Source organism: Pseudoclavibacter caeni, assembly GCF_008831125.1.
In the GTDB taxonomy this organism is placed as follows: domain Bacteria; phylum Actinomycetota; class Actinomycetes; order Actinomycetales; family Microbacteriaceae; genus Pseudoclavibacter_A; species Pseudoclavibacter_A caeni.
Genome location: NZ_WBKA01000003.1, coordinates 106729 through 133600, shown reverse-complemented (window position 1 = coordinate 133600; position 26872 = coordinate 106729). Strand labels below are relative to the sequence as shown.

At 72.3% G+C, this 26872-nt stretch carries 21 protein-coding genes and 1 pseudogene; 19 read left to right on the top strand and 3 right to left on the bottom strand.

Annotation, left to right across the window (positions count from 1 at the left end):
* Positions 1–33: 33 nt before the first annotated feature.
* From F8O02_RS04790 to acs, 5 genes and pseudogenes are all read left to right on the top strand, one after another.
* Positions 34–2547, top strand: coding sequence for a YhgE/Pip domain-containing protein (locus tag F8O02_RS04790; protein WP_158036110.1), 2514 nt, complete (start codon positions 34–36; stop codon positions 2545–2547).
* A 235-nt stretch (positions 2548–2782) separates the two neighbouring features.
* Positions 2783–3439 carry a TetR/AcrR family transcriptional regulator gene (locus F8O02_RS04785; RefSeq protein ID WP_158036109.1) on the top strand — a complete coding sequence of 219 codons (657 nt, stop codon included), beginning with the start codon at positions 2783–2785 and terminating at the stop codon, positions 3437–3439.
* A 385-nt stretch (positions 3440–3824) separates the two neighbouring features.
* A pseudogene (gene coaD / locus F8O02_RS09190) lies at positions 3825–4289 on the top strand (pantetheine-phosphate adenylyltransferase); the annotation flags it as partial.
* Positions 4290–4519: 230 nt separating this feature from the next.
* A complete protein-coding gene (gene dinB / locus F8O02_RS04775) occupies positions 4520–5758 on the top strand; it encodes a DNA polymerase IV (RefSeq protein ID WP_158036107.1) in 1239 nt (412 codons plus the stop codon).
* A gap of 153 nt (positions 5759–5911) precedes the next feature.
* Positions 5912–7924 (top strand): acetate--CoA ligase, encoded by a 2013-nt coding sequence (gene acs / locus F8O02_RS04770; RefSeq protein ID WP_158036106.1) that lies wholly within the window; start codon positions 5912–5914, stop codon positions 7922–7924.
* Between the two features lie 154 nt (positions 7925–8078).
* On the opposite strand, the gene F8O02_RS04765 is transcribed toward acs, so the two are convergent.
* Complete coding sequence (locus tag F8O02_RS04765; RefSeq protein ID WP_158036105.1) at positions 8079–9287, bottom strand: cobalamin-independent methionine synthase II family protein; 1209 nt, start codon at positions 9285–9287, stop codon at positions 8079–8081.
* A gap of 23 nt (positions 9288–9310) precedes the next feature.
* Here F8O02_RS04765 and F8O02_RS04760 point away from each other — a divergent pair, with 23 nt between their 5' ends.
* The 7 genes from F8O02_RS04760 (at position 9311) to ftsY (ending at position 17918) form a co-directional block, all read left to right on the top strand.
* Positions 9311–9868: a YceD family protein gene (locus F8O02_RS04760; RefSeq protein WP_158036104.1), complete on the top strand. Its 558-nt coding sequence runs from the start codon at positions 9311–9313 to the stop codon at positions 9866–9868.
* 6 nt (positions 9869–9874) lie between these two features.
* Positions 9875–10078, top strand: coding sequence for a 50S ribosomal protein L32 (rpmF, locus tag F8O02_RS04755; protein WP_158036103.1), 204 nt, complete (start codon positions 9875–9877; stop codon positions 10076–10078).
* Positions 10079–10085: 7 nt separating this feature from the next.
* The gene (gene rnc, locus F8O02_RS04750; RefSeq protein ID WP_158036102.1) at positions 10086–10832 is read left to right on the top strand and encodes a ribonuclease III; all 747 of its coding nucleotides are present in this window, start codon (positions 10086–10088) and stop codon (positions 10830–10832) included.
* Entirely contained in the window at positions 10825–11976 is a 1152-nt protein-coding gene (locus F8O02_RS04745; RefSeq protein ID WP_158036101.1) for a DNA-formamidopyrimidine glycosylase family protein, read from the top strand. The genes rnc and F8O02_RS04745 overlap by 8 nt, the downstream gene beginning before the upstream one ends.
* On the top strand, positions 11973–13193 hold the full coding sequence (locus tag F8O02_RS04740) for a TIGR00730 family Rossman fold protein (RefSeq protein WP_225734118.1): 1221 nt from the start codon (positions 11973–11975) through the stop codon (positions 13191–13193). Before F8O02_RS04745 ends, F8O02_RS04740 begins: the two co-directional genes overlap by 4 nt.
* Positions 13194–13383: 190 nt before the next feature.
* A complete protein-coding gene (smc, locus tag F8O02_RS04735) occupies positions 13384–17019 on the top strand; it encodes a chromosome segregation protein SMC (protein WP_158036100.1) in 3636 nt (1211 codons plus the stop codon).
* A complete protein-coding gene (gene ftsY / locus F8O02_RS04730; RefSeq protein ID WP_158036099.1) occupies positions 17016–17918 on the top strand; it encodes a signal recognition particle-docking protein FtsY in 903 nt (300 codons plus the stop codon). Before smc ends, ftsY begins: the two co-directional genes overlap by 4 nt.
* 88 nt (positions 17919–18006) lie before the next feature.
* Here ftsY and F8O02_RS04725 read toward each other — a convergent pair whose 3' ends face one another.
* Entirely contained in the window at positions 18007–18939 is a 933-nt protein-coding gene (locus F8O02_RS04725) for an HhH-GPD family protein (RefSeq protein WP_158036296.1), read from the bottom strand.
* 430 nt (positions 18940–19369) lie between these two features.
* Here F8O02_RS04725 and F8O02_RS04720 point away from each other — a divergent pair, with 430 nt between their 5' ends.
* Complete coding sequence (locus F8O02_RS04720) at positions 19370–20410, top strand: 6-phosphofructokinase (RefSeq protein WP_218859806.1); 1041 nt, start codon at positions 19370–19372, stop codon at positions 20408–20410.
* 680 nt (positions 20411–21090) lie between these two features.
* Positions 21091–22701 (top strand): signal recognition particle protein, encoded by a 1611-nt coding sequence (ffh, locus tag F8O02_RS04715; RefSeq protein ID WP_158036098.1) that lies wholly within the window; start codon positions 21091–21093, stop codon positions 22699–22701.
* 33 nt (positions 22702–22734) lie between these two features.
* Here the strand turns inward: ffh and F8O02_RS04710 are convergent, their stop codons facing one another.
* Entirely contained in the window at positions 22735–23868 is a 1134-nt protein-coding gene (locus F8O02_RS04710; protein WP_158036097.1) for a glutamate--cysteine ligase, read from the bottom strand.
* Between the two features lie 313 nt (positions 23869–24181).
* On the opposite strand from F8O02_RS04710, the gene rpsP reads away from it, so the two are divergent.
* From rpsP to rplS, 5 genes are all read left to right on the top strand, one after another.
* Complete coding sequence (gene rpsP, locus F8O02_RS04705; protein ID WP_158036096.1) at positions 24182–24586, top strand: 30S ribosomal protein S16; 405 nt, start codon at positions 24182–24184, stop codon at positions 24584–24586.
* A gap of 2 nt (positions 24587–24588) precedes the next feature.
* Entirely contained in the window at positions 24589–24828 is a 240-nt protein-coding gene (locus F8O02_RS04700; RefSeq protein WP_158036095.1) for a KH domain-containing protein, read from the top strand.
* Entirely contained in the window at positions 24828–25445 is a 618-nt protein-coding gene (gene rimM, locus F8O02_RS04695) for a ribosome maturation factor RimM (protein ID WP_158036094.1), read from the top strand. Before F8O02_RS04700 ends, rimM begins: the two co-directional genes overlap by 1 nt.
* An 8-nt stretch (positions 25446–25453) precedes the next feature.
* Positions 25454–26140, top strand: a complete 687-nt coding sequence (gene trmD / locus F8O02_RS04690) for a tRNA (guanosine(37)-N1)-methyltransferase TrmD (protein ID WP_158036294.1) — start codon at positions 25454–25456, stop codon at positions 26138–26140.
* 272 nt (positions 26141–26412) lie between these two features.
* Positions 26413–26757, top strand: coding sequence for a 50S ribosomal protein L19 (rplS, locus tag F8O02_RS04685; protein ID WP_158036093.1), 345 nt, complete (start codon positions 26413–26415; stop codon positions 26755–26757).
* Positions 26758–26872: the final 115 nt, after the last annotated feature.

Here is a 26872-nt window from a genome sequence, read left to right as displayed (position 1 = left end):
CGCAGAACCCACGAATCCCAAGGAATCATCGACATGTCCGTCTTCTCGCCAGGCACCGAGCTGAAGCGCATGACCCGGGGCAGGCTGCCCAAGGTCGCGCTCGTCGTGCTGCTGTTCATCCCGCTGATCTACGGGGCGCTGTACCTGTGGGCGTTCTGGGCGCCGACCGACCGCATGAGCGATCTGCCCGTCGCTCTCGTCAACGAGGATCAGGCCGCCACCGCGAGCGACGGCACCGAGGTCTCGGCCGGCGACGACCTGGTCGACACACTGCTCGACCGCCGCGATCTCGACTGGCACCTCACCGACGCGGATGACGCGCAGGACGGCATGAGCAACGGCGGCTACTACTTCGCCGTGACGATCCCCGAGGACTTCTCGCAGCGGATCGCCTCGCTCGACACCGACGCGCAGACCGCCGAGATCGAGGTCGACTACAACGACACCAACAGCTTCCTGGCCGACACACTGGGCAAGCAGGCGATGAAGCAGGTGCGCGACACGCTCGCCGAGACCGTCTCGCAGGAGCAGGCGGACAAGGTGCTCGTGGGCGTGAACAAGCTCAGCGATGGCATCCGCGACGCCGCCGACGCGGCCGACGAGGTCAATGACGGCGCCCAGCAGCTCAAGGATGGCAACACCCAGCTCGCCGACGGCGCCACCACGCTCACCGCGGGCCTCGGCGATCTGGCCGACGGCACCGCCTCGCTCGCGGACGGCGCGGGGCAGGTGGCGCAGGGCGCGCAGACCGCGCAGAACGGGTCGCAGCAGCTCGCAGCCGGCGCGGGCCAGCTGAGCAGCGGAGCGGCACAGGCCAGCTCCGGGGTGGCTGCGCTGCAGAGTGGGGCGACTGCGTTCGCGAGCGGGATGTCGACGGAGAGCCAGGGGCTGGCGCAGCTGAACCAGAAGGTGAACGGCGAGGCCTCGACCGAGGCCTCGAACATGCCGGTCTGGCAGGCGGCGCAGGAGTTGTCCGACGGGGCCTCGAAAGTCAGCTCGGGGGTCAATACGCTGTCAGAGACGTTGGAGACTCAGCGGAAGACGCTGCAGGACAACCCGGATCTGCAGAAGGCCGACGAGGCGATCACGCAGGCGAGGAAGCAGATCCACTCGACGAATCCGGATTTCCCGGTGGAGCCGAACAAGGACATGTCTGGCCTGTCCGACCAGTCTGACCTGATCTCGGCGCTGGTTACGATTCCCGACACCGAGATCCCGCAGGCGAACAAGATCAGCCTGCTCGAGGCGATCGAGGCGACGGGGAAGGCGAACAGCGCCATCGCAACGCTGCAGCAGGCCGATGCGGGGATCACCACCGTCCAGCCCGGACAGACCAGCTCGTTGAAGGACGGTGCCAACGGGCTCGCCGAAGGCGCCGCTGCGCTGCAGCGAGCCACCGGCTCTCAGGCCACCGACCCCGAGGCCTGCACCGCCGCGGTCTCCTCGGCAGAGAATGCCGGTAGCACACCGAAGCTCACCGACACCGTGTGCGCACTGAGCAACGGGGCGGCCACGCTGAACGCCAGCTTCGGCACCAAGACCGACACCAGCTCTGACACCCTGCTCGGCGGCATCAACCAGCTGGCCTCCGGCACCACGCAGCTGGCCGCGGGCAGCGACACGCTGGCGACGAACCTCAACCAGCTCGTCGCCGGCCTCGGCACGCTCTCCGACGGCTCGTCGCAGGTCGCCTCCGGCGCCGACCAGCTGAACACTGGCGCCGAGAGCGCCGAGTCCGGCTCGGCCCAGCTCGCCGACGGGGCCCAGCAGGCCTCCGACGGGGCCACCCAGCTCGCCGACGGCACGCAGGAGTTCAGCGACACCGTCAGCGACGGCGCCGCCGAGGCCCCGGACTACTCCGACGGTCAGACGCAGAGCATGTCCGAGACGATCGCCAACGCCGTGTCGCTGGCCGAGACGACCCATAACGCCGTGCAGGGCTTCGGCGAGGGCTTCGCCCCGTTCTTCATCGCCCTGGCCACGTTCGTCGGCGCGCTGATCACCTGGCTGATCCTGCGGCCGCTGCCGAGCCGGCCGCTGGCGGTGGGCGCCTCCGGCCTGCGGACGGTGCTCAACGGGTTCGTGCCCGCCAGCGTCCTCGGGCTCGGGCAGGTCATCATCATGCTCGCCGTGCTCGTCTGGGGCATCGGGGTGCGGCCGACGCATCCGATCGCGATGGCGCTGTTCGTGCTGCTGACGACGTTCGCGTTCCTGACGTTCCAGCAGATGCTCATCATCGTCTTCGGCTCCGCGCCGGGTCGCGTGGTGGCGCTCGTGCTGCTGATGTTCCAGCTGTCGAGCTCGGGCGGCACATACCCGGTGGAGACGACGCCGAAGTTCTTCTGGTGGATCCACCCGTACATGCCCGCCAGCTACGTCGTCGACGGATTGCGGCCGCTGATCGGTGGCGGCGTCGACGGCCGGTTCTGGGTCGCGCTGGTGTTCATGAGCGGCCTGTTCCTGATCAGCCTGCTGATCAGCGCGATCGCCGCCCAGGCCCAGCGCGTGTGGACCGTCGGCCGGCTGCACCCGGAGATCACCATCTGATCCCCGGCCGCGTGCCCGGAGAGCATCCCGCGGCGCGCTGCGACACCGGGCACGTGGGGCGCGGCCCAGGCCGGAGCGAGGGGAGACTCCGCCCAGCTCGGGAGAGCGTGTCATCCCGGGCGCGTTCCGGGCCGGGATGACGAGGCTCCTCCCGACCCGGGGAACAAGGTGCGGTGGGAAGATCGAAGTGGACGACCGCCGCCGGAGCAGACCGGCGGCAGAGGGGAAGCGAGCGATGACGAGGCAGGCGGCGACATCCGCCAGAACGGGCGGACGTGGCGCACGCACACGCGAGCGCATCGTCGAGGCCGCGGTCGAGGTCGCGGCGCGGCGGGGCATCACCGGTGCGTCGATGGACGAGATCGCGGAGGTCGCTCAGGTCGCCAAGGGCAGCCTGTACTACAACTTCGCCTCGAAGGACGCGATCTTCGAGGAGGTGCTGCAGGCCGGCTTCCAGCGGCTGGACGACGCACTCGGCGCCGCCGGGGACGGCGTCTCCGGCCGGGCCCGGCTGCGCGCCGTGACCGAGACGACACTGCGGGTGCTCCATGACAACCCGGACCTCGCCCGCATCATGGCCGCCGAGGTGTTCCGCACCGACCGGCCGTGGGGACAGGTGCTCGCCCCGGTGCGCACCTCGCTCATCGTCCGATACCGGGACGCCCTGCGCTCTGCCGCACTCGAGATCTCGGCGGAGGAGGGCGGAGCTGACGTCGCGGCGATCGAGGCGCACGTCGGCGAGCTCGCCGGCGCCGGGCTCTTCGGTGCGATCGCCGTCGCCGGCCTCGACTGGCTGCTCTTCCACCCGGACAACACGCTGGCGGAGGTCTCCGGACAGATCCTCATGCTCGCCCACCTCGGCGTCGTCCCGCCGACCCGGCACGCGGCCTGAGCGGGGTGAGCGGCGGTCCGCCCGGGACGAGCGTTGTCTGAGCCGGGCCCGAGCGGCAGTCCGAGCTGCGCGCCTCAGCGGCCTGCAGCGGCGCGTCTTCGCGCTGTGGAGTGCAGAGGCCTGTGCAGCATCGCGCTCCCGGAGCCGGTGGCAACGCCTCTGATGAAGGTGCCATGACGGACCAACGCACGTGACGGGGGACGCAGCCGACATGGGGAGACGCGATCGTCAGGACAGGGGAGGAGATCGCCACGTCGGTGTGAGTCGCCGCTGTGGCAGGGGACGAGACCGTCACGACAGGGTGCGCGACCGCGGCAACAGGGTGCGCGACCGCCACGACAGAGGCCCACCCCGCGTCGCCCACGGGGGGGGATAGGCTGTTCGCATGACCGCGATCGCCGTCTGCCCCGGCTCCTTCGACCCCGTGACCCGCGGGCACATGGACGTGTTCGCCAAGACGAGCCGCATGTTCGACCAGGTCATCGCGCTGGTCGTCCACAATCCGAAGAAGAACCCGGCGTTCTCGCTCGATCGTCGGGCCCAGCTGCTGCGGGCGTCGCTCGACGAGGTCGGGCTGAACCAGGTGGCCGTCGACACCCTCGCTGAAGGGCTGCTCGTCGACTACTGCACGGATCACGGCGCCGATGTGCTCGTCAAAGGCATCCGCGGCGACCTGGACGTCAGCTACGAGACCCCGATGGCGATCGTCAACCGCAACCTCGCCGCCGTCGAGACGGTCTTCGTGCTGCCCGAGCCGGAGCACTCCCATGTCTCGAGTTCGCTCGTGCGCACGCTCGCGGGCTTCGGCGGCGACATCTCCCCGTACGTGCCGGGTCCCGTCGTCCGCGCGTACTCCGAGGCGGGCATGATCGGCCACCGTGACACGCGCGGCGTCGGCGCGCACCTCCCCACCGGGACGATCCCACGCGTCCCCGGCCCCGGCGAGCGGCCGGGGGATGCGGTGGCCGGCACCGTCACGCCGGCCCCAGCCACGTCGAGCACGGCCCAGCCCAGCCCCGACCCGTCGCCTCTGGGCACCAGCGCCACCGCCGCCCAGCCCGACCCGGGCACCCCCGCACCATGAGCAGGCAGGACGGCTCGCACCGCCGGGTGAGCGACCCGGCGCACGACGACGGCACCGCGACCATCCTGCACATCGACATGGACGCCTTCTTCGCCAGCGTCGAGCTGCTCGCCCGCCCCGAGCTCGTGGGCCGCCCCGTGATCGTCGCCCACGACGGGCCCCGCTCCATCGTGACGACCGCGACGTACGAGGCCCGCCGTCACGGCGTCCACTCGGCCATGCCGCTCGCGCAGGCCCGCCGACTGTGCCCCCGGGCGGTCGTCATCGAGCCGCACCATGAGCGTTACGGGCACGCCTCTCGCACAGTGATGGCGATCCTCGGACGGTTCACCCCGCTCATCGAGCAGGTCAGCGTCGATGAGGCGTTCCTGGACGTCTCCGGCGCCACCCGCCTGTTCGGCGCCGCCGGCGCGATCGGCGCCCGCATCCGCGCCGAGGTGCGAGTGGAGACGGGGCTGGTGTGCTCGGTCGGCGCCGCGACCACGAAGTTCGTCGCGAAGCTCGCCAGCGGCATGGCCAAGCCCGACGGGCTGCTCGTCGTCAACCGCGACGAGACCCGGGCGCTGCTCGACCCGCTGCCGATCGGGGCGCTGCCCGGCGTCGGCGCTCGCACGCAGGAGCGCCTGCGCGGCCTCGGCCTCGTCACCGTCGCCGACGTGCGCACCACGGCCCCGCAGACGATCACCCGGGTCGTCGGCGACGCCGCGGGACGTCGCCTGATCGACCTCGCCCACGGGCGCGACCGCCGGGCCGTCACCCCGCGCCGCGAGGAGAAGTCCATCGGGCACGAGCGCACGTTCCCCGCCGACCTCGACCCCGTGGCCGACGCGGACCAGCTGCGCGCGGCGCTGCTCGACCTGGCCGAGCGCACCTGCGCCCGCGCCCGGCGGCACGGCGTGCTCGGACGCACGGTCGCGATCAAGGTTCGTGATGCCGCGTTCCACACGGTCACCCGCTCGCAGACACTCGTCGCGCCCACCCAGACCGGGCGGACGGTCTTCACCACCGCCTGGCGGCTGTACGAGCAGTCCGGCATGGCCGACCGGCCCGTGCGGCTGATCGGGGTGCGGCTCGAACAGCTCACCGGCGACGTCGCCGGCGCGCTGTGGAGCGACGACGTCGAGTGGCAGGCGACCGACCGGGCGGTGGACGCGGTGGCCGAGCGGTTCGGCGCCGGGGCCGTCCGCCCCGCCCGGCTCCTCCGTGGCGGGGACGCGGCCGCCGGGGCCCGCTGACCGGGCGACGGCGCCAGGACGCCCGCCGCACATGCGGTACGCTTGCCGCACGATGTGACGGGCCATGGGACCCGGTGGCAACGGCGCCGCCGGATGCCGCTCGCCGCACCGCCACCACGCGCATCCGCGCGACGCACTCAATGAGGAGGGCACATGACCGAACCCACCGCACGGACGGTGCAGATCACCCGTCCGGCCATCACCGACCAGCACGGGGTCATCGAGAGTCATCACCTGCCGGAGGCGCACGAGTACGCACCCACCCAGGCGTTCCGCGCGCAGACGAACGTGCATGGGGAGATCTACGCGCAGGCCGCCGACTTCGAGGCGTTCTGGGCTGAGCAGGCCCGCACCCTCGCCTGGCGCCGGCCGTTCACCCGCGTGCTCGACTGGCGGCCGCCCCACGCCGAGTGGTTCTCCGACGGCGAGCTGAACGCGTGCGAGAATGCGCTCGACCGTCACGTCGCCGCCGGTCTCGGCGACCGCGTCGCCATTCACTGGGAGGGCGAGCCCGGCGACACCCGGGCCGTCACCTACGGCGAGCTGCTCGACACGGTGAAGCGGCTGGCGAACGTGCTCGAGGGGCTCGGCATCCGGGCCGGCGACCGGGTCGCCATCCACATGCCGATGATCCCGGAGACGGTCGCCGCGATGCTCGCCTGCGCCCGTATCGGCGCCGTCCACTCCGTCGTCTTCGGGGGATTCAGCGCCGAGAGTCTGCGCGCCCGCATCGACGACGCCGGGGCCCGGCTCGTCATCACCGCCGACGGCGGGTTCCGCAAGGGGCGGGTCTCACCGCTCAAGCCCACCGTCGACCGGGCACTCGCCCTGCATCCCGACCGGCCGTCGTCGGTCGAGCACGTGCTCGTCGTGCGCCGCGGCCGCAACGAGATCGACTGGGTGGAGGGCCGCGACCTGTGGTGGCATGAGGAGGTGCCGTTCGCCTCGCCGATGCACGAGGCGCCGGCGCTGCCCGCCGAGCATCCGCTGTTCATCCTGTACACGTCCGGCACCACGGGACGACCGAAGGGCGTGCTGCACACCACCGGCGGGTATCTGGCACAGGCGGCGTTCACCCACCGCACGGTGTTCGACCTGAAGCCCGACACCGATGTCTACTGGTGCACCGCCGACGTCGGCTGGATCACCGGGCACACGTATCTCGCCTACGCGCCGCTCGTCAACGCCGCCACCCAGGTCATGTACGAGGGTACCCCGGACACTCCCGACTGGAGCCGGTGGTGGCGCATCGTCGAGCGGTACGGCGTGACCATCCTGTACACCGCCCCGACCGCCATCCGCGCCGCGATGAAGGTCGGCCGCCAGGTGCCGCAGGGGCATGACCTGAGCAGTCTCCGCGTGCTCGGCAGCGTGGGCGAGCCGATCAACCCGGAGGCGTGGCTGTGGTACCGCGAGATCATCGGCGGCGGCCGGGCGCCCATCGTCGACACGTGGTGGCAGACCGAGACCGGGGCGATCATGGCCTCGCCGCTGCCCGGGGTGACCACGCTCAAGCCCGGCAGTGCCCAGCGTCCCGTGCCCGGGGTGAGTCTCGCGGTCGTCGACGACAGCGGCCGGCCCGTTCCAGCCGGCGAGGGAGGTCTGCTCGTCGCCGACCGGCCGTGGCCGTCGATGCTGCGGGGCGTGTGGGACGACGAGCAGCGCTACCGCGACACGTACTGGTCGGTGTTCGGCGACCGGTACTTCGCCGGTGACGGCGCCCGTCTCGACGAGGATGGCGACCTGTGGCTGCTCGGCCGCGTCGATGACGTGATGAACGTCTCCGGCCACCGGCTCTCCACCGCAGAGATCGAGTCGGCCCTCGTCGCCCACCACGCGGTCGCCGAGGCGGCCGTGGTCGGCGCGCCGGACCCGGACACCGGGCAGGCGGTCGTCGCGTTCGTGGTGCTCAAGCGCAACCAGCACCTGGTCGAGCTGCAGGACGCTCCGGCCGAGCTGCGTGCGCACGTCGCCGCGACGATCGGCGCGATCGCCCGCCCGAAGGCCGTGCACGTGGTGCCCGATCTGCCGAAGACCCGGTCGGGCAAGATCATCCGACGGGTGCTCGCCGCGCTCGCATCAGGTGCGGAGGTGGGGGACCTGACGACCGTCTCCGACCCGTCCGTGATCGACACGATCCGGGGGATCATCGCCGCCGACGGGTGAGTGGTGACAGGGTGCGGGGACAGGCGAAGGGGATGCGGGCGTGAACCCGCGTCCCCCTCGCCTGTGTGCCGGCCGATGCGCAGGCGACGGCTCGGCCACGGGCGGAGAGCTCGAGGTCGGGCGTGCGCTCAGGGATCGATGCCGGGGCGAGCGGTCAGAAGAGCCGCTCGGTGGCGATCCGCGCGCCCTCGGCGAGCGACTGGAGCTTCGCCCAGGCGATGTGCGGGTGGACGCGCCCGCCCAGCCCGCAGTCGGTCGAGGCGATCACGTTCTCGCGGCCGACGAGCCCGGCGAACCGCTCGATGCGCTGGGCGACGAGCTCGGGGTGCTCCACGACGTTCGTGGCGTGGCTGACCACACCGGGCAGGATCATCTTGCCGTCGGGCAGCCTGTGATCGCGCCAGACGGTCCACTCATGCTCGTGGCGGGCGTTGGCGGCCTCGAAGCTGTAGCCGCCGACGTTCGCCTCGAGCACCAGGTCGATCAGGTGCCGGAACTCGAGGTCGGTAGTGTGCGGGCCGTGCCATGACCCCCAGCAGATGTGCAGGCGCACACGATCCTGGTCGAGCCCCTCGAGGGCGTGGTTGAGCGCCTCGATGCGGGTGCGGGTGAACGCGACGTAATCAGCGACGCTCGGCTCCGGGGTGATCTGGTCGAAGTTCTCGGCGATCGAGGGGTCGTCGATCTGCAGGGTCAGCCCGGCGTCGAGGATCGCCTTGTACTCTTCGTGCAGCACGTCCGCCCACGCCCAGATGAACTCCTCCTCTGAGGCGTAGTGGTCGTTGGTGATGCGGGCGGCCGAGCCGGGGGAGAGCGCGGTGATGAAACCGTCATCGTAGCCGGAGGTGTCCAGCGCGGCCCGGAAGTTGGCGAGGTCACGGGCCACCTGGCCCTGTCCGACGTAGTGGATCGGGCCGGAGGCCTTCGGGAACGGGTTGCGCTTCTTCGGCTTCGTGTAGATGCCGCTCTCCGGGTCGGCGTACGCGTCGGCGAAGACCGTGCGGTCGCGCCGGTGAGCGAAGCCGGTCAGCCGGATGTGTCCCGGGGTGGACTGCACGTCGGCGGTGAACGCGTCGCCGCGATCGTCGATCTCGAGCCCGTCGACGCGGTCGAAGATGTACGACCACCAGGCGCCGTAGTCGACCGCGCAGGCCATCGACTTTCCGTACTCGCCGTCGCCGGGGATGCTGAGCCCCACCTCGCGCTGGTGGGCCACGACCTCGCCGACGCCGTCGGCGAGCAGGCGGTCGAAGTCGGGCACCTCCTCGCCGTCGACCCGACGGGAGTAAGCGTCGATCAGGGTCTCGGTGCGGGGCAGGCTGCCCGCGGTCGTCGTCTGGATGAAGGAGTCGCTGTGTTGCACGACGGGCAGTCTATGCTTGGGACATGCCGAATCCCTACCTCGTGAACGTTCATGACCTCGTTGGCCGCCCCGGCGAGATGCGCACGGTCGAGCTGACTCTGCCGGCCGAGGCGGATCTGGCGATCGGTCTGGCCCGGGTGGAGGAAGGCAGCCCCATCGCCGCGAAGCTGCGCCTCGAGTCCATGCATGAGGGCGTGCTCGTCACCGGGCACCTCTCGTATCGGGTCACCGGGGCCTCGGCGCGCACGCTCGAGCCGCTCGAGTGGGCCGACGAGGTCGACTTCAGCGACCTGTTCGCGTATCCTGATTCGGAAGCAGCCTCGAACCGCGACGACGGCGATGGTGATGTGCAGGTGCTGCGCAACGAACACGCAGACCTCCGCCAGAGCGTCCGCGACGCGATCGTGTTGCAGCTCCCCTTCACTCCGGTGGGGGACGAGCCTGCTGCCGAGATCTACTCCGTCGGGGAGCCGATCGAGCCCGACACGGACGAGATCGACCCGAGATGGGCGGATCTGAGTAGACTGGCTCAGTTGCAGCATGACGCGCAGGCGTCGCATGCCGACTCAGAGAAGGAATGATCGATCATGGCAGTCCCCAAGCGCAAGCTCTCCCGCGCCAACACCCACTCGCGCCGCTCGCAGTGGAAGGCGAAGGTGCCCACCCTCGTCAAGACCGTCGAGAACGGCAAGGTCGTCTACAGCCTGCCGCACCGCGCGAAGGTCGTCGAGGACGCCGCCGGCACCCCGCTGTACTACGAGTACAAGGGCCGCCGGATCGCCGACGCCTGAATCGGCGTTGGCTCACACCACCGGTGAGCCGATCGGCGAGGCCGAGCGGGCCGACCTGCTCGCCCGGCTCGGCACGTCGATCGACGAGCCGTATCTGACCCGTGCCCTGACGCACCGCTCGTATGCGTTCGAGCACGGTGGCCTGCCTACCAATGAACGGCTGGAGTTCCTCGGCGACTCTGTGCTCGGTCTGGTGGCCACGGATCTGCTCTTCCACGAGTTCCCGGATCTCTCCGAGGGCGAGCTCTCCCGCCGTCGCGCCGCGATCGTGAGCACGAACGCGCTGTCGTTCATCGCCGAGCAGCGCGAGATCGGCGGCTTCCTGCTGCTCGGGCACGGCGAGGAGCTCACCGGCGGGCATCACAAGGCGTCGCTGCTGGCCGACATGGTCGAGTCGCTCATCGGCGCCTGCTACCTCACCGGAGGCCTCGAGGCCGCCCGGCCCTTCGTGCTGAACCTGCTCTCGCCGCTGATCACGCGGGTGGACACGCTCGCCGCACGCATGGATCCGAAGACGACCCTGCAGGAGGCCGTCGCCGACCGCGGGCTCGACGCGCCGGTGTACGAGGTCACCTCGACCGGTCCCGACCACGACCGCCACTGGTCGGCCACAGTCACCTGCGGCGGGCGCGTGCACGCCCGCGGCGAGGGCACTAGCAAGAAGCAGGCCGAGATGGCCGCCGCGTTCAACGCGTGGAAGGGCCTGGTCGACCTCGACCTGGCCCGGGCGAATCCGCCCCGTGCGGATGCCTGAGCTGCCCGAGGTCGAGACCATCCGTCGCGGCCTCGCCCGGCTCGGCTGGCCGCGGCGCGTTCGGTCGGTCACCGTGCTCGACCCCCGGTCGCTCCGTCGGCACCCGGGCGGCCCGGAGGACTTCGCGCAGACCCTCACCGGCACCCTCCTGCACACCCCGCGACGGCGCGGCAAGTTCCTCTGGCTGCCCGCCGACACGGTGCCGGCGGATGCCGGGACTCCCCGGCCGGGGACGCCGACCGGGCGTCAGCCGTCCGTCGGAGCGCCCCGGGCAGACGCCGCACCCGCACCCGGCGGGTCCACCGCATGCCTGCTCGCTCACCTCGGCATGAGCGGCCAGCTGCTCTCGGACGCTCCGCCGCACCGCCACGATCGCATCCGCATCACGCTCGGCCCCGTCGAGGGCGCCTCAGAGCCCACGGTGGACGAGACCGGGGACGATCTGCCGAGCTCACCGGCGGTCGGCCCGGCCGAGTCGTCCCCGGGCACCACCCGCGTCGTCGCGACCGGTGCATCCGTCGTTCAGACGGTCACCCTCGTCTTCCGTGACCAGCGGCTGTTCGGCTCGCTCGCCATCGACACGCTGCAGTCGGACGCGTTCCGGCTGCGCACGGGGCCGCACGCGATCCCCGCCCAGGTCGCGCACATCGCCCCCGACCCGCTCGAGCCGGGCGCCGACCCGCGGGCCCAGGCCGCCCGGCTGCGCAGGCACCGCTCGGCGATCAAGCGGGTGCTGCTCGACCAGACGGTCGTCAGCGGCATCGGTAACATCTACGCCGACGAGTCGCTGTGGGCGGCCCGGGTGCATCCCGAGCAGCAGGCCGGCACCCTGGGGCCGCGCGTCGCGGTGCGCCTCATGCGCGCCGTCGCCGAGGTGATGCGCCGGGCGATCACCGCCGGCGGCACGAGCATCGACGAGCAGTACCGGCATGTCAACGGGGCGTCCGGCTGGTTCGACGTGGAGCTGGCAGCCTATGGGCGCACGGGGCGGCCCTGCCCTCGCTGCGGCACACCCATCCGCCGCGGTGCGTTCCTGAACCGCTCGTCGCACTGGTGCCCGCGGTGCCAGCGCCTGCGCAGACCGGCGAGGGAGCAGGCCGGGCGGCACAGGACATCCCGCACACGAGAGGAGACCACGGCATGACCGAGCGGAACGAGCACACGGCGCGCCCGGGGCGGGAGCGGCAGCCCGCGCAGCCGGGAGCGACCCCCGACCAGACGGCGCCTGCCGGGCCCGGGGCGCGTCCCGCGGCGCCTGCCGCGTCTGGGGGGCTCGCCGCGTCTGGGTCGCCCGAGCCGGCGCCGACGATGCGGGGGATCGACGCCGTGGCGGTGTACTGCGGGTCGAGCGCCGGCGACGACCCGGCGTTCGCCCGGGCCGCGGACTCGGTCGGCCGCATCCTCGCCGAGCACGGGGTCACCCTCGTCTACGGCGGCGGCAGCGTGGGGCTCATGCGCCGGGTCGCCGACGCCGCGCTCGCGGCCGGCGGACGCGTCCACGGGGTGATCACCCGCGAGCTCGCCGACCGGGAGATTGCACACCCGGACCTGACCGAGCTGGAGATCGTCGACACGATGGCCCAGCGCAAGGCCCGCATGTCGGCGCTCGCCGACGCGTTCCTCGCCCTGCCCGGCGGCAGCGGCACGCTCGAGGAGATCTTCGAGCAGTGGACGTGGTCGCAGATCGGCCTGCATGACAAGCCGTGCGCGTTCCTCGACGTGAACGGCTACTACACGCCCCTGCGGGCCTTCCTCGGCAGTGCGGTCGACCACGGGTTCATCCGCGCCGCGTACGTCGACACGCTGCGGTTCGCGTCCACCGTGGCCGAGGCCCTCGCCGGGTTCCGCGCCTTCGTCGCCCCCGAGCGCAAATGGGCCCGCAGCGGTCGGTCCGGTGAGCAGGTGCTGCGCATCGCCGCCCTCGTGCTCAACGACCCGGACGGGCGCACCCTGCTCGTGCGCAAGCGCGGCACGAGCGGGTTCATGCAGTGCGGCGGCAAGCTCGAGCCCGGCGAGACCCCGCGGCAGGCACTCGTGCGCGAGGTCGCCGAGGAGCTGGGCCTGCGGCTCGACCCGGACGCCGTCGAACATCTGGGCCGGTTCCGCGCCGTCGCGCTCAACGAGCCGGACACGCATGTGGACGCCGACGCGTTCTTCCTCGCCGCCGACCGGGCCGTGTGCGCGGGGCTCCAGCCCGACCGCGAGATCGCCGAGCTCGTCTGGCTCGATCCCGTCACGACGGTCACCGGCGGCGAGCCCGAGGTCGAGATCGCCCCGCTCAGCGCGGAGACGCTCATGCCGATCGCGGCGGCGCGGGCCGCGCGCGCCCGGCGCGCCCGGGCGGACGTGACCCGGGCCTGACCGGCCCGGCACGACCATCCCGCACGGCCTGGTCCGGTCGCTTGGACCGTCCGGACCGCGCCGTGCGGAGTCCGGACGCGTCGCTCGATGAGCCCGCCGGCGGACGCGGGTGCGACGTCCGCCGGTCACGGTACGCTGGGGACGGCCCGGCGAGGGCCCGGAGAGACCGGCAGAGAGGCGAGCTGACGACGTGTATGTGAAGACCTTGACCCTCAAGGGGTTCAAGTCGTTCGCGCACACGACCACCTTCGAGTTCGAACCCGGCGTCACCGCCGTGGTCGGCCCGAACGGCTCGGGCAAGTCGAACATCGTCGACGCGCTGGCCTGGGTGATGGGCGAGCAGGGCGCCAAGACCCTGCGCGGCGGCAAGATGGAGGACGTCATCTTCGCCGGCACCGCCCAGCGGGGCCCGCTCGGCCGCGCCCAGGTCGAGCTCACCATCGACAACACCGACGGCACGCTGCCCATCGAGTACACCGAGGTGACGATCTCGCGCACCCTGTTCCGCAGCGGCGGCAGCGAGTACGCGATCAACGGGGAGTCGTGCCGGCTCCTCGACGTCCAGGAGCTGCTGAGCGACACCGGGCTCGGCCGTGAGATGCACGTCATCGTCGGGCAGGGCCAGCTCGACCAGGTGCTGCGGGCCACGCCCGAGGAACGCCGCGGGTTCGTCGAGGAGGCCGCCGGCATCCTCAAGCACCGCCGCCGCAAGGAGCGCACCATGCGCAAGCTGCAGGCGATGGAGGCGAACCTGCAGCGGGTGAGCGACCTGACCGGCGAGCTGCGCCGCCAGCTCAAGCCGCTGGGCCGGCAGGCCGAGATCGCCCGCTCCGCCCAGCACATCCAGGCCGAGGCCCGCGACGCCCGGTCGCGTCTGCTGGCCGCCGAGCTCGTCGCCCTCGACCGCGATCTGGCGGAGCTGGCCGCGCAGCGCGCCGACCTCGAACATCAGCAGGCGGCGCTGCGGGAGCGCATCGACGCGGCCAGGGCACGCCAGACCGAGCTGGAGGCGACCACGGCCTCCGACGAGCTGGACGCCGCCCGCACGACGGTGCGCCGGCTCGAGTCCGTCGCCGAGCGGCTGCGCTCGCTGGACACGCTCGTCGAGCAGCGCATCGCGCTGCTCGCGGTCGTTCCGCAGACCCTCGACATCGACGTGGCCGGCCGATCGGCCCAGGCCGATGCCGCCGAGCGCGAGGCCGCCGCACTCGAGGCGCGCTGCGCCGAGCAGGAGGGCACGCTCGACCGCGCCAGGGCCGAGACCCAGGCGGCGTTCGAGGCCGTGCAGGCGGTCGACGTGCAGGCGGCCGAGCAGCGCCAGCGGGCCCAGGCCCGCGAGCGACGGCACACCGCGCTCGCCGGCGCCGTCGAGGTCGCCGAGGGACGCGTCGCCACGGCCGAGCGGCAGGTGCAGACCCAGCGTGAGGCGGTGGCCGCTGCCGCCGACCGACAGCGCCAGGCCGTCGCCGCACTGCCCGAGACGGAGCAGGCGACGGCAGACCCGGCCGGTGCCGGCACCGGGCGCGGCCCGGGGGAGCCCGCGGCGGACGCCTCGCCCACCGCCGGTCTCGACCGGGCGCATCGAGAGGCCAGCGACGCGCTGGAGCGGGCGGAGCGCGTGGTGGCCGACCTGCGTGACCGACTCGCATCCGCCCGCTCGGCCGCCGACGCCCACGCCGCGCGCGCCGCCGCCCTCGCCCAGGCGCTCGAGGTGCGCGACGGCACCGCCGCGATCATCGCCGAGCATCCCGAGGGCGTGCTCGGCCGTGCCGCCGACGCGCTGCAGGTGACCGGCGGGCACGAGGCCGCCGTCTCCGCCGCGCTCGGCGACCTGGCCGACGCCCTGCTCGTCGACACACCCGAGCACGGGGCCCGCGCGATCGCCCGGGCCCGAGCCGACGCCCTCGGCCGGGTCACCGGCGTGATCGCCGGCACCGAGGACGCCGATGCGGCCGCGTCCGCCGCGACCGAGGCTAGCGCCGCGGCCCCGGAGCCGGGGATCACCCTGCCCGCCGGTGCCGTGCTCGCCGCGGACATCGTCACCGGCCCGCCCGGACTCGTCGCCCTGCTCGCCCGCACCGTGATCGTCGCCGCCGCCGACCCGGACGCCGCCGCGCGCACGCTGGCCGCCCTGCCGGCCGGCGACTGGCGCGTGGTGACCGCATCCGGCGACGTCATCGGCCGCTCGGCCGTCGTCGGCGGTGGAGACCCCGGCGCGTCACGACTGCAGCTGATCGCCCGACGGGACGAGGCGCTCGCGGCCGAGGAGGACGAGCGGGCCGGAGAAGCGGGCCTCGTCGCCGCCCTGCACGATGCAGAGGCCCGCCGGGATGTGGCGCGACAGACACGGGACGAGGCGCTGGCCGCTCTGCGCGCGGCGGACGCCGCGGCCGCACAGGAGGCGAGACGACTGGCGACGCTGCGCGCCCGGGCCGAGGCCGCCCGCGCCGAGCATGCGCGGACCCGCAGCCGGCTCGACGATCTCGAGCGCGACCTCGCAGCCGCCCGGGACGCCCAGACCGAGGCGCAGGAGCGACTCGAGACGTTCGAGGCCGAGCCCGCGCCGGAGGAGCGTCCGATCGACCGTCAGCCCGACGTCGACGCGCTCGAGGCCGCCCGCGCCGCCGAGATGGGCGTGCGCATCGAGGTCGAGACCCTCCGCGAGCGCGCCCGCGGCGAGCGCGCCCGGGCCGCGCAGCTGCGCGAGGAGGTCGCCCGCGCCCGACAGCAGGCCGAGCGTCAGGCCCGGGAGCAGGCGCGTCGGCGCGTGCAGTTGGAGGAGGCGGAGCGCGTCCGCCGGCTCGTGCCCCCGGTGGTCGCGCACCTGCACGGCACGCTCGACGAGGCCCGGTTGCGCGTCGCCCAGGCGGAGGTCGCCCGCAGCCGTCAGCACGGCCGGCTGCGCGAGGTGCGTGAGACCGTCACCGCGCTGGAGCACGAGACCGCGCTGCTCGCCGAGCGCGCCCACGGGCTCGAGCTGCGCGAGCACGAGCAGCGCGTGCGCCGCGACACCGCCGCCGAACGCGTCCGCGCCGAGCTCGACGTGGCCCTGGACGTGCTCGTCGCCGAGTACGGGCCCGACGTGCCCGTGCCCGTCACCGGTGACTGGGCCGAGGTCGACGAGGGCGTCGAGACGGTGCCGTTCGACCGCGACCAGCAGCGACTGCGGCTGGAGAAGGCCGAGCGGGCGCTGCGCCGGCTGGGGCGCGTGAACCCGCTCGCGCTTGAGGAGTACGCCGCGCTGGAGGCGCGTTACACTCACATGAACGACCAGCTGACCGACCTGCGTCGCACCCGTGAGGAGCTCATCGCGATCAGCGACTCGCTCGACGAGCGGATGTCGACGATCTTCACCGAGGCGTTCGCCGACACCCGGCAGGCGTTCGACCGCATCCTGCCGGTGCTGTTCCCGGGCGGGCGCGGGCGGCTGACCCTCACCGACCCGGAGCACCCGCTCACCACGGGCATCGACCTGCACATCCGGCCCGCGGGCAAGCGCATCGAGCGGCTGTCGCTGCTCAGCGGCGGGGAGCGGTCGCTGGCCGCGATCGCGCTGCTCGTGGCGATCTTCATCGCCCGGCCGAGTCCCTTCTACATCATGGACGAGGTCGAGGCCGCCCTCGACGACGCGAATCTGGGACGCCTGTTGAGCGTGTTCGCGATGCTGCGGAAGGACTCGCAGCTGATCCTCATCACCCATCAGAAGCGCACGATGGAGATCGCCGACGCGCTGTATGGTGTGTCGATGCGGCAGGACGGTGTGTCGGCGGTGGTCGGCCAGCGCATGGAGCGCGACGACGGGCGCGCGGAGAGGAACGACGAATGAGCAAGTGGTCGCTGCGAGGCAGCCTGCGCACCCTGTTCCACGGGGCCAGGCCCATCGACGAGGAGAGCTGGGAGAACCTCGAGGAAAATCTCATCCTCGGCGACTTCGGCGCCGACGCCTCCGAGTCGATCGTCGCCGCCGTGCGCGCGAGCGTGGAGCGGCTGAACGTCGCCGACGAGCGGGAGCTGCGCGGCATCCTGCGCGACGAGCTGGCCGAGCGGCTGGCCGCCAACGACCCGACTCTTATGCTCAAACGGCCGCAGGATCCCGAGACCGGCCGGCTGCTGCCCGCCGTCGTGCTCGTGGTGGGCGTCAACGGCGTGGGCAAGACGACCACGATCGGCAAGCTCGCCCGGTTCCTGACCCGGATGCGGCGCACCATCGTCATCGGCGCCGCCGACACCTTCCGCGCCGCCGCCGTCGAGCAGGTCGCCACCTGGGGCGAGCGCGCCGGGGCCGAGGTCGTCCGACCGCAGCAGGCGGGGCAGGATCCCGCGTCCGTCGCCTACCAGGCCGTGCAGCGGGGCATCGACACCGACGCCGACGTCGTGATCATCGACACGGCCGGCCGCCTGCAGACGAAGGCGGGGCTGATGGACGAGCTGACGAAGATCCGTCGGGTCGTCGAGAAGCTCGCACCGGTCGCCGAGGTGCTGCTCGTGCTCGACGCCACGACCGGCCAGAACGGGCTGAGCCAGGCGCAGGCGTTCATCGACCACGCCGGGGTCACCGGCATCGTGCTGACGAAGATCGACGGCTCGGCGAAGGGCGGGTTCGTCGTGGGCGTGCAGCAGACCACGGGCATCTCGGTGAAGCTGCTCGGGTTCGGGGAGGGCATCGACGACCTCGCCGCGTTCAACGCCAACACGTTCGCCCAGGAGCTCGTCGGTCGCGACTGAACGGGCTGCGCTCCCACATCGCGACCGCGGCCCCGGCCGTTCACCGTGGTGTCCGGCCGTGCGGGGTGGATGCGTCCGCGTCGCCGGGTCAGGGCAGCCGCCAGCAGGGGTGGGGCTCGTCAGCGCCGTCTCCCGGCCGCGCCCCGGATGGCCGGGTCTGGGACGCCTCGGCGGCCTCCGCACGCACGGCGAGGCCGTCGCGCACCAGAGAGGCGAGCGCCCGGCGGGCCTGGGTCGCGTCCGGGGCACCGGCGATGAGGGCGTCCTCGGTCAGCGGCGTCGTCGCCGCGCGCAGTCGGGCCATGATGCGTCCCCGGGCCTGCCGGTCGCTGCCCTCATAGCGCGCCTGCCTGCGGGCGGGGCGGGATGTCGTCGCTGGCCGGCCGAGCAGCAGCCACCGGCACCGATCGGTGATCGGGCAGCGGTCGCAGGCGGGCGTGCGCGCCGTGCACACGAGCGCCCCGAGCTCCATGATCGCCCAGGTGAACTGGCGGGCCCGCCCGGCGTCGCGGGGCAGCACCCGGGCCATGGCGGCGAGGTCGCGGCGCGCGTTCGGCGGCCCGGGCGCGGCCACACCGTCCACCGCCCGGGCGAGCACCCGGCGGATGTTCGTGTCGACGACCGGATGCCGCTGGCCGAACGCGAACACGAGCACCGCGCGCGCCGTGTAGTTTCCCACGCCGCGCAGGGCGAGCAGCGCGTCGAGGTCGTCGGGGACGCGTCCGCCGTGTCGTTCGACGATCTGCAGGGCGGCGGCGTGCAGCCAGACCGCGCGTCGAGGATAGCCGAGACGACCCCAGGCGCGGATCGCGTCCCCGGCCAGGGCGGCCGCGAGATCGGCCGGGGTGGGCCAGGCGTCCAGCCAGGCGTGCCAGCGGGGCAGCACACGGTCGACCTGCGTCTGCTGCAGCATGAACTCGCTGACGAGCACGCCCCACGGGGTCGCATCGGGGGCACGCCAGGGCAGGTCGCGGCGTGCGGCCAGGTACCAGGGGAGGAGCGGGCCGGCGAGGTCGGGCACGGTGGTGGCCGCGGCGGATGGGGTCACGTCGTCGGGGCGAGGGTCGGGCACGCGACGATGGTACGCCCGGGCGGGTGCCGGGCGCGGGGGGTCGCGCGGCTGGCGTCCGCGCATGACCGCCGGACATCTGCGCGTCGCACGCGATTGCTAGGATGACGCCGATTCCACGGGTGGCAGGCCCGCCGGATGCCGGGACGACGAAGGGGAGACGATGACCGCTGACGCAGCACCGCAGGATGGATCGCAGGGTGTGGGCCAGCCGGCATCGCAGGGGATGACGCAGTCCGGCTCGCCGGCGGCGTCCCAGACCGGTGCGCGGGCCGACCCGCATGCCTGGCCACGGGGCGTGCGGCCGGCCGAGGCGTCAGCGGGTTCGCCGGTCCGGGCGGGCGAGGGACGATTCCAGCCGCTGCCGACCGACCCGGTCGACATGGCACGGGTGCCGCGCCGCATCGGCATCCTCACCTCCGGCGGCGACTGCCCGGGGCTCAACGCGGTCATCCGCGGCGCGGTGCTCAAGGGCACCGAGGTGTACGGCCAGGAGTTCGTGGGCTTCCGCGACGGCTGGCGGGGGATGATCGAGGCCGACTTCATGTCGCTCGACCGCACCAGCGTCCGCGGACTCGCGAAGGAGGGCGGCACGATCCTCGGCACGAGCCGGATCGGCCCCTACCGCACGCCGGAGGGCCAGCCCGACCGGATCCTCGCGACGCTCGCGCGCAACGGCATCGACGGGGTCATCGCGATCGGCGGCGACGGCACGATGCGCGCGGCCCACCTGTTGCACGCTGATGGCATCCCGATCGTCGGCGTGCCGAAGACGATCGACAACGACCTGGACGGCACCGACTACTCGTTCGGGTTCGACACGGCCGTCTCGGTCGCCACCGAGGCGATCGACCGACTGCGCACCACGGGCAACGCGAATCACCGGTGCATGATCCTCGAGGTGATGGGCCGCCATGCCGGTTGGATCGCCCTGCACGCGGGCACCGCCGGGGGCGCGCACGCGATCCTGATCCCGGAGCATCCGGAGTCGCTCGAGCAGATCTGCGCGTGGGTGACCTCCGTGCACGAGCGCGGCCGCTCGCCCATGATCGTCGTCGCCGAGGGGTTCACCCTGCCGGGGATGACTGAGGCGCACTCCGACAGGGGCCTCGACGGGTTCGGCCGCCCCCGACTCGGCGGCATCGCCGAGGTGCTCGCCCCGATGATCGCCGAGCGCACGGGCATCGAGACGCGTGCCACCGTGCTGGGGCACATCCAGCGCGGCGGCGTGCCCACCTCGTTCGACCGCGTGCTGGCCACCAGACTGGGCATCGACGTCATCGAGCTCGTCGCTCGGCGGCAGTGGGGGCGGATGGTCGCGCTGCGCGGCACGGACATCGTCAGCGTCGCCCTCGCCGAGCTGCAGGAGACGAAGTCGGTGCCGCCCGAGCGCTACCACGAGGTGCGCGTGCTCTTCGGGTGAGCGAGCCCGGTCTGGCGGTGATGCCGGCGGATTCGTTCCCGGGCCGCTCTTCGCACGGAGCGGTGCGGGGAGGCATGTGACTCTCTCGTGCGACGCCGCCGTGCTGGGCCGAGTGCCGCGGAGACGGGGAGGCACGCCCGGGAGTCGGGGCTCAGACGTCGAATCCAGCGCTGTGTGTTCGGAGCGCTGTGCGTGAGATCGCGGATGCGTGCGTCTCCTGCGGCCCCGAGAGCGTGGCCAGTGGCTCCTGACCAGTGGTCGGCTGTCGCCGTCACGCGGCTTCGGGCGTGTGCGGCAGCGGCCATCCCCAGTCGCCGCACTGCGGCACCCGGCCACCTCGAGAACGTCCTCCGGCCGTCTCGAGAACGTCGTCGTTCGGCCTTCCCGAAAACGTGACGCCGGATGTCTTGTGCTTCCCCTGCGGTTCTCCGCATCGAGAGCGCGTCTCTGCATCGAGAGCGCGGGAATGGGGTCTGCGTCGTCGGGGTCGCGCGGATGCACGTGTCTGGTCCGTTGCGGTGCGGTGCTCTGCGACCTCGGTGTCGGATACGTGCGGGATCGCGATGGGGATGCGCCAGGTGTGCAGGAATGCGATCTCGGCGTCGTTCTCGCAATGCCAACCGCACCGCCCGCGCCCCGCACTCCGTCTCGAGGAGCGGTCAGGTAGACTCGCACGCAGTATGGCTACTTTCTCGAACCTCTCCGAACGGCTGGTCAAGACCTTCGCCCACCTGCGGACGAAGGGGAAGCTCTCCCCAGCCGACGTCGATGCCACCGTCCGCGAGATCCGTCGGGCGCTGCTGGATGCGGACGTCGCCCTGACCGTGGTCAAGGCATTCACCGCCCGGGTGCGCGAGCGGGCGCTCTCCGACGAGGTCAACCAGGCGCTCAACCCTGCCCAGCAGGTCGTCAAGATCGTCGACGAGGAGCTCGTCGCGATCCTCGGCGGAGAGACCCGGCACCTGCGGTTCGCCAAGCAGCCGCCGACGGTCATCATGCTCGCCGGCCTTCAGGGCGCAGGCAAGACGACTTTCGCCGGCAAGCTCGCCCTGCGGCTGCGCGGGGAGGGACACACGCCGATCCTCGTGGCGGCCGACCTGCAGCGTCCCAACGCCGTCGGCCAGCTGCAGGTGGTCGGCGAGCAGGCCGGGGTGTCGGTGTACGCGCCGGAGCCCGGCAACGGCGTCGGCGATCCGGTCAAGGTGGCCAAGGCGTCCATCCGATACGCGCGGGACAAGCAGCACGACGTGGTCATCGTCGACACGGCCGGGCGCACCGGCGTCGACGAGCAGATGATGAAGCAGGCCGCGGCGATCCGGAAGGCCATCGACCCGGACGAGGTGCTGTTCGTCATCGACGCGATGATCGGCCAGGACGCGGTCGCCACGGCCAAGGCGTTCGACGAGGGAGTGGACTTCACCGGCGTGGTGCTCTCGAAGCTCGACGGCGACACCCGCGGCGGCGCGGCGCTGTCGGTGGTGAGCGTCACCGGCAAGCCGATCCTGTTCGCGTCCACCGGCGAGCGGCTCGAGGATCTCGAGGTGTTCCACCCCGAGCGGCAGGCCCGGCGCATCCTCGACATGGGCGACGTGCTCACCCTCATCGAGCAGGCGCAGAAGGCCTTCGACGAGGAGGAGGCCCGCAAGGTCGCCGACAAGATCGCCCGCGAGGCGTTCACCCTCGACGACTTCCTCAAGCAGATGCAGCAGATCAAGAAGCTCGGCTCGATGAAGAAGCTTCTGGGGATGCTGCCGGGCGCGGCCGGCATGCGGCAGCAGATCGAGCAGTTCGACGATTCGCTGCTCACCCGCACCGAGGCGATCATCCAGTCGATGACGAAGGCCGAACGGGACAACCCGAGGATCCTCAACGGGTCGCGCCGGCTGCGCATCGCGAACGGCTCGGGCACCACCGTCAGCGAGGTCAACCAGCTCGTCCAGCGGTTCGAGCAGGCGGCGAAGATGATGAAGTCCGTCGCCCGCGGCGGGATGCCGAGCATCCCCGGCATGGGATCGCTCGGCCACGGCGGCCGGAAGGCGAAGGGCGGCAAGAAGGGCAAGGCCCGTGCGAAGAGCGGCAACCCCGCCAAGCGCGCCCAGGAGGAGGCCGCGCTGCGCGAGCGTCAGGAGCGCGCCCGCCGGCAGGCGCTCGAGCAGGCCGCCGAGGCGATGACCTCCGGAGGTTCCGCGTTCGGCGCCACTGGGCAGGGCGAGGCGCCGAACGGCGCTGCGCGCATCGACCCCGACCAGACGATCGGCCTCGGCGGACTCGGCGACATCTTCAAGCGCTGAGCCGGGCGTCCGCCGGACGCATCCGGGTCGTGCTCACGCGGCGAGCGGACGGCCCGCGGCGAACTCGGCGACCAACGCGTCCACCACGGCGGGCAGGCTTCCGCTCGCCCGCACGGCCACCCGCTGCTGGCGCTGGTAGCTCGCGCCCGCGGCGAGCACGTCCGGGACCAGGGCCAGCTCGGCGGCGCAGCCGAGTGAGGCGGCCACCGGTTCGAGCCGGGCGACCTCCAGCCGGATCTGCTCGACGACGGGGGCCTCGGCGAGATCCGGGCCGGTGATGATCTCGGCGGCGAGGCCGTAGCGGCTCGCTCGCCACTTGTTCTCCGCGATGACCCAGTCGGGCAGCGGCGTGATCGTCTCGCCGGCGTCGAGCCGCCGGGAGAGATCGGTGACCGCCGACTGCACGAACGCGGTGAGCGCGGCCACCTCGGTCAGCGTCGGCACTCCGTCGCACACCCGGTTCTCGACGGTGCCGAACCGCGGGGCGGGGCGGACGTCCCAGCGCACCTCGTCGACCCCGCCGATGACGCCGGTGCGGACCATCCCGTCGATGATCGTCTCGAAGCCGGCCCAGCCGTCCACGCACATCGGCAGTCCGGCGGTGGGCAGCTGGCGGAAGAGCATCGCCCGGTTCGACGCGTACCCGGTGTTGACCCCCTGCCACCAGGGGCTCGACGCGCTCAGCGCGAGCAGGTGGGGCAGCAGGCTCAGCATGCCGTGCATCACCGGGATCGCCTTGTCCACCCGGTCGAGGCCGACGTGCACGTGCAGCCCGTAGATCGCCATGAGACGTCCCCACCACTGCGTGCGGTCGATCAGCTGACGGTAGCGCTCGCTGTGCCGAAAGGGCTGGACGGCGTCCGCGAATGGGTGCGTGCCCGCGCACAGCACGCCGAGGCCGAGGGCGTCCGCAGCGTCGAGCACCGCACGGCGGACCCGGTCGATCTCCGCGACCGCGCTGGCGACGGTCTCGTGCACGCCGGTGACGATCTCGACGGTGTTCTCGAGCAGCTCGTGATCGAGCCGGGCGCCCTCGGGGGTGCCCGCGAGGGCGCGGTGCACCTCGTCGGCACGGGCGGTCGGCTGCCGGGTCTCGCGGTCGACGAGCAGCACCTCCCACTCCACGCCGAGAGTGGAGGGCCGCGATGCCGCGAAGTCGATGCGCATGCGGTCAGCGTACCGGAGACGACCGTCGGGATGTCCGCCGGTTGGGAACTGTTCGCAACGCGCCACGGGGCGCCTCGACCGCGGATCCGGCCGCCGCGCGCCGCGGACGCTCGCCGTGCGGAACAGTGTGCAACGCGCCGGGCCTCCGGGGCGGGTGCGCATGATGGCGCCCGATGTGGCAGAATAGGGCGTCGGTAACCCGTGTGCCCGGCGGACCCTCTCATCCGGCGTGCGCGCGATCAGTCCAGAGCTTTTCGCCATGCGACCCCACAGGCATGGCCGGGTTCGAACAACGAGTGAGTTCAGGAGCAACGTGTCTGTCAAAATCCGTCTGAAGCGTGTCGGCAAGGTTCATGCGCCGCAGTACCGCGTGGTCGTCGCGGACGCGCACACCAAGCGCGACGGCCGCGTCATCGAGGAGATCGGCCGCTACGTGCCGACCGCCGATCCGTCGGTCATCGAGATCGACTCCGAGCGCGTGCAGTACTGGCTGTCCGTCGGCGCCCAGCCGAGCGAGACGCTGCTGTCGCTGCTCAAGCTGACCGGCGACTGGCAGCGCTTCAAGGGCGACAAGGACGCCAAGAGCACCGTGAAGCCGCAGGAGCCCAAGGCTCCCTTCGAGCGCGACCCGAAGAAGAAGTCGGTCATCCTGCCCAAGACCGAGACGAAGAAGGCCGCGCCGGCCACTGACGCCGACGAGACCCCGGCCGAGGCGTGACCATGCTGCAGCAGGCCGTCGATCACCTGGTGCGAGGCATCGTCAGCGAGCCTGACGACGTGCTCGTCGAGGAGCGCCGCGCGGGTCGGCAGGACGTCATCGACGTCCGTGTCGCGCCCGCGGATCTCGGCCGGGTGATCGGCCGGTCCGGCCGCACGGCCCAGGCGCTGCGCACGGTGGTGGACGCACTGGCCGACGGCCGTCGCGTCCGCGTCAACATCGTCGACACCGACGCGGCCTGATGCTGCAGCTGCGCATCGCCCGTCTGACGAAGCCGCACGGACTCAAGGGCGGGCTGAAGGTCGAGCTGTACACCGACGACCCCGCGCACCGGATGGTGCCGGGGGCCGTCTTCAATCTGCAGGTGCCGGAGGACTCCCCGTGGCACGGGCGCACGATCACCCTGCGCGAGCTGCGCTGGTACAACCAGACGCGTCCGGTCGCGTTCTTCGAGGAGATCCAGGACCGCACCGCGGCGGAGTCGATCGCCCGCGCGATCCTCACCATCGACCATGACGAGCGCGAGCTGCCCGACGAGCCGGACGCCTGGTACGACCACCAGCTGATCGGGCTGCGTGTCGTCGCGGGCGAGCACACGCTCGGCACCGTCACACGCGTCGACCATCTGCCGGCGCAGGATCTGCTCGCGATCACCCCGCCCACCGGCGGCGACGAGGTGCTGCTGCCGCTCGTGCGCCAGTTCGTCACCGGCGTCGACCTGACCGCGCGCACGCTGTCAGTCACCCCGCCCGGCGGGCTGTTCGAGCGTGCCGACGACGGCGAGGCCGCGGCCGAGACCGTGCCCGCCGCCGAGGTCGCCGAGGTGCTCGAGCACGTCCCCGACGAGGCCGAGGCATGACCGCCCGGCTGCGTCTCGACGTCATCACCATCTTCCCGGAGTACTTCGAGGCGCTGCGCGTCTCGCTCGTCGGGCGGGCCATCGAGCACGGCATCATCGACCTGCACGTGCATGACCTGCGCGACCACACCCATGACGTGCATCGCACCGTCGACGACACCCCGTACGGCGGGGGAGCGGGCATGGTCATGCGGCCCGAGCCCTGGGGCGAGGCGCTCGACGCGGTGCTCGACGGCGCCGACGACGACCCGCTCGTGCTGTTCACGACGCCGGCCGGACGCGTGTTCTCACAGGATGCCGCGGTGCACCTGTCAGGCGAGCGGCACCTCGTCTTCTGCTGCGGCCGCTACGAGGGCATCGACCAACGGGTCGTCGACTACGCGGCGTCGCGCTGGCGGACGGGCGAGCTGAGCATCGGCGACTACGTGCTCAACGGCGGCGAGGTCGCCGTCCTCGTGGTGGTCGAGGCGGTCGCCCGGCTGCTGCCGGGGGTGATCGGCAACCCCGAGTCGCTCGTGGAGGAGTCGCACAACGCGCGGCTGCTGGAGCATCCCAGCTTCACGAAGCCGCGCGTGTGGCGCGGCCTCGAGGTGCCCGAGGTGCTGCTCAGCGGCGATCACGGCCGCATCGCCGCGTGGCGGCAGCAGGCCGGGCTCGAGCGCACCCGGCGGATGCGCCCCGACCTGCTCGGCTGAGCCGTCCGCGTCCCGTGCGCCGGCTCGCGCCGATCCCGCCGCCCGTCGGCAGCCATCGCACCCCTCCTGCGTCGGTCTGCGCCGAAGACCGCCAGACGTCGTCATCGTGGCGGTCAGCATCCAGGGCGTAGGTTTGCATCAGCGGCATCTGCTGTGAGAGAATCGTCGACTGTGTCATCGGCCATGTCTCTGCCGCAGGGGAGCGAAGGCCGACTGCGAACATCCATCATCACAAGCGCCTGACCCGCGGCAGGTGCGGGAAGCGAATCACCATGAGCAACACGCTGGACCAGATCGACGCCGCGTCGCTGAAGAGCGACATCCCGGACTTCCGTCCCGGTGACACCGTCCGCGTGCACGTGAACATCGTGGAGGGCAGCCGCAGCCGCATCCAGGTGTTCCAGGGCATCGTGATCAAGCGCCAGGGCGCCGGCGTGCGCGAGACCTTCACCGTGCGCAAGATCTCGTTCCAGGTGGGCGTGGAGCGCACCTTCCCGGTGCACTCCCCGGTCATCGATCACATCGAGGTCGTCTCGCGCGGCGACGTGCGGCGCGCGAAGCTGTACTACCTGCGCAGCCTGCGCGGCAAGGCGGCGAAGATCCGCGAGAAGCGCTGAGTCGACGCAGCACGATGAACGGCCAGCGGCCGCCCGAGGACGGCGGTCGCTGGCCGTTCGCGTGTCCGCGATCGTGACCGGATCGATACCCGCGCCCGTCGCACGCGCGCGGGAC

What these genes read in the sequence shown, in the direction of transcription:
- F8O02_RS04790 (WP_158036110.1), top strand. Translation starts at nt 34, where the DNA reads ATGTCCGTCTTCTCGCCAGGCACCGAGCTGAAGCGCATGACCCGGGGC.
- F8O02_RS04720 (WP_218859806.1), top strand. Translation starts at nt 19,370, where the DNA reads ATGGCACGGGTGCCGCGCCGCATCGGCATCCTCACCTCCGGCGGCGAC.
- acs (WP_158036106.1), top strand. Translation starts at nt 5,912, where the DNA reads ATGACCGAACCCACCGCACGGACGGTGCAGATCACCCGTCCGGCCATC.
- F8O02_RS04710 (WP_158036097.1), bottom strand. Translation starts at nt 23,868, where the DNA reads ATGCGCATCGACTTCGCGGCATCGCGGCCCTCCACTCTCGGCGTGGAG.
- F8O02_RS04700 (WP_158036095.1), top strand. Translation starts at nt 24,589, where the DNA reads ATGCTGCAGCAGGCCGTCGATCACCTGGTGCGAGGCATCGTCAGCGAG.
- rplS (WP_158036093.1), top strand. Translation starts at nt 26,413, where the DNA reads ATGAGCAACACGCTGGACCAGATCGACGCCGCGTCGCTGAAGAGCGAC.
- F8O02_RS04785 (WP_158036109.1), top strand. Translation starts at nt 2,783, where the DNA reads ATGACGAGGCAGGCGGCGACATCCGCCAGAACGGGCGGACGTGGCGCA.
- rimM (WP_158036094.1), top strand. Translation starts at nt 24,828, where the DNA reads ATGCTGCAGCTGCGCATCGCCCGTCTGACGAAGCCGCACGGACTCAAG.
- ffh (WP_158036098.1), top strand. Translation starts at nt 21,091, where the DNA reads ATGGCTACTTTCTCGAACCTCTCCGAACGGCTGGTCAAGACCTTCGCC.
- dinB (WP_158036107.1), top strand. Translation starts at nt 4,520, where the DNA reads ATGAGCAGGCAGGACGGCTCGCACCGCCGGGTGAGCGACCCGGCGCAC.
- F8O02_RS04745 (WP_158036101.1), top strand. Translation starts at nt 10,825, where the DNA reads ATGCCTGAGCTGCCCGAGGTCGAGACCATCCGTCGCGGCCTCGCCCGG.
- ftsY (WP_158036099.1), top strand. Translation starts at nt 17,016, where the DNA reads ATGAGCAAGTGGTCGCTGCGAGGCAGCCTGCGCACCCTGTTCCACGGG.
- F8O02_RS04740 (WP_225734118.1), top strand. Translation starts at nt 11,973, where the DNA reads ATGACCGAGCGGAACGAGCACACGGCGCGCCCGGGGCGGGAGCGGCAG.
- F8O02_RS04760 (WP_158036104.1), top strand. Translation starts at nt 9,311, where the DNA reads ATGCCGAATCCCTACCTCGTGAACGTTCATGACCTCGTTGGCCGCCCC.
- rpmF (WP_158036103.1), top strand. Translation starts at nt 9,875, where the DNA reads ATGGCAGTCCCCAAGCGCAAGCTCTCCCGCGCCAACACCCACTCGCGC.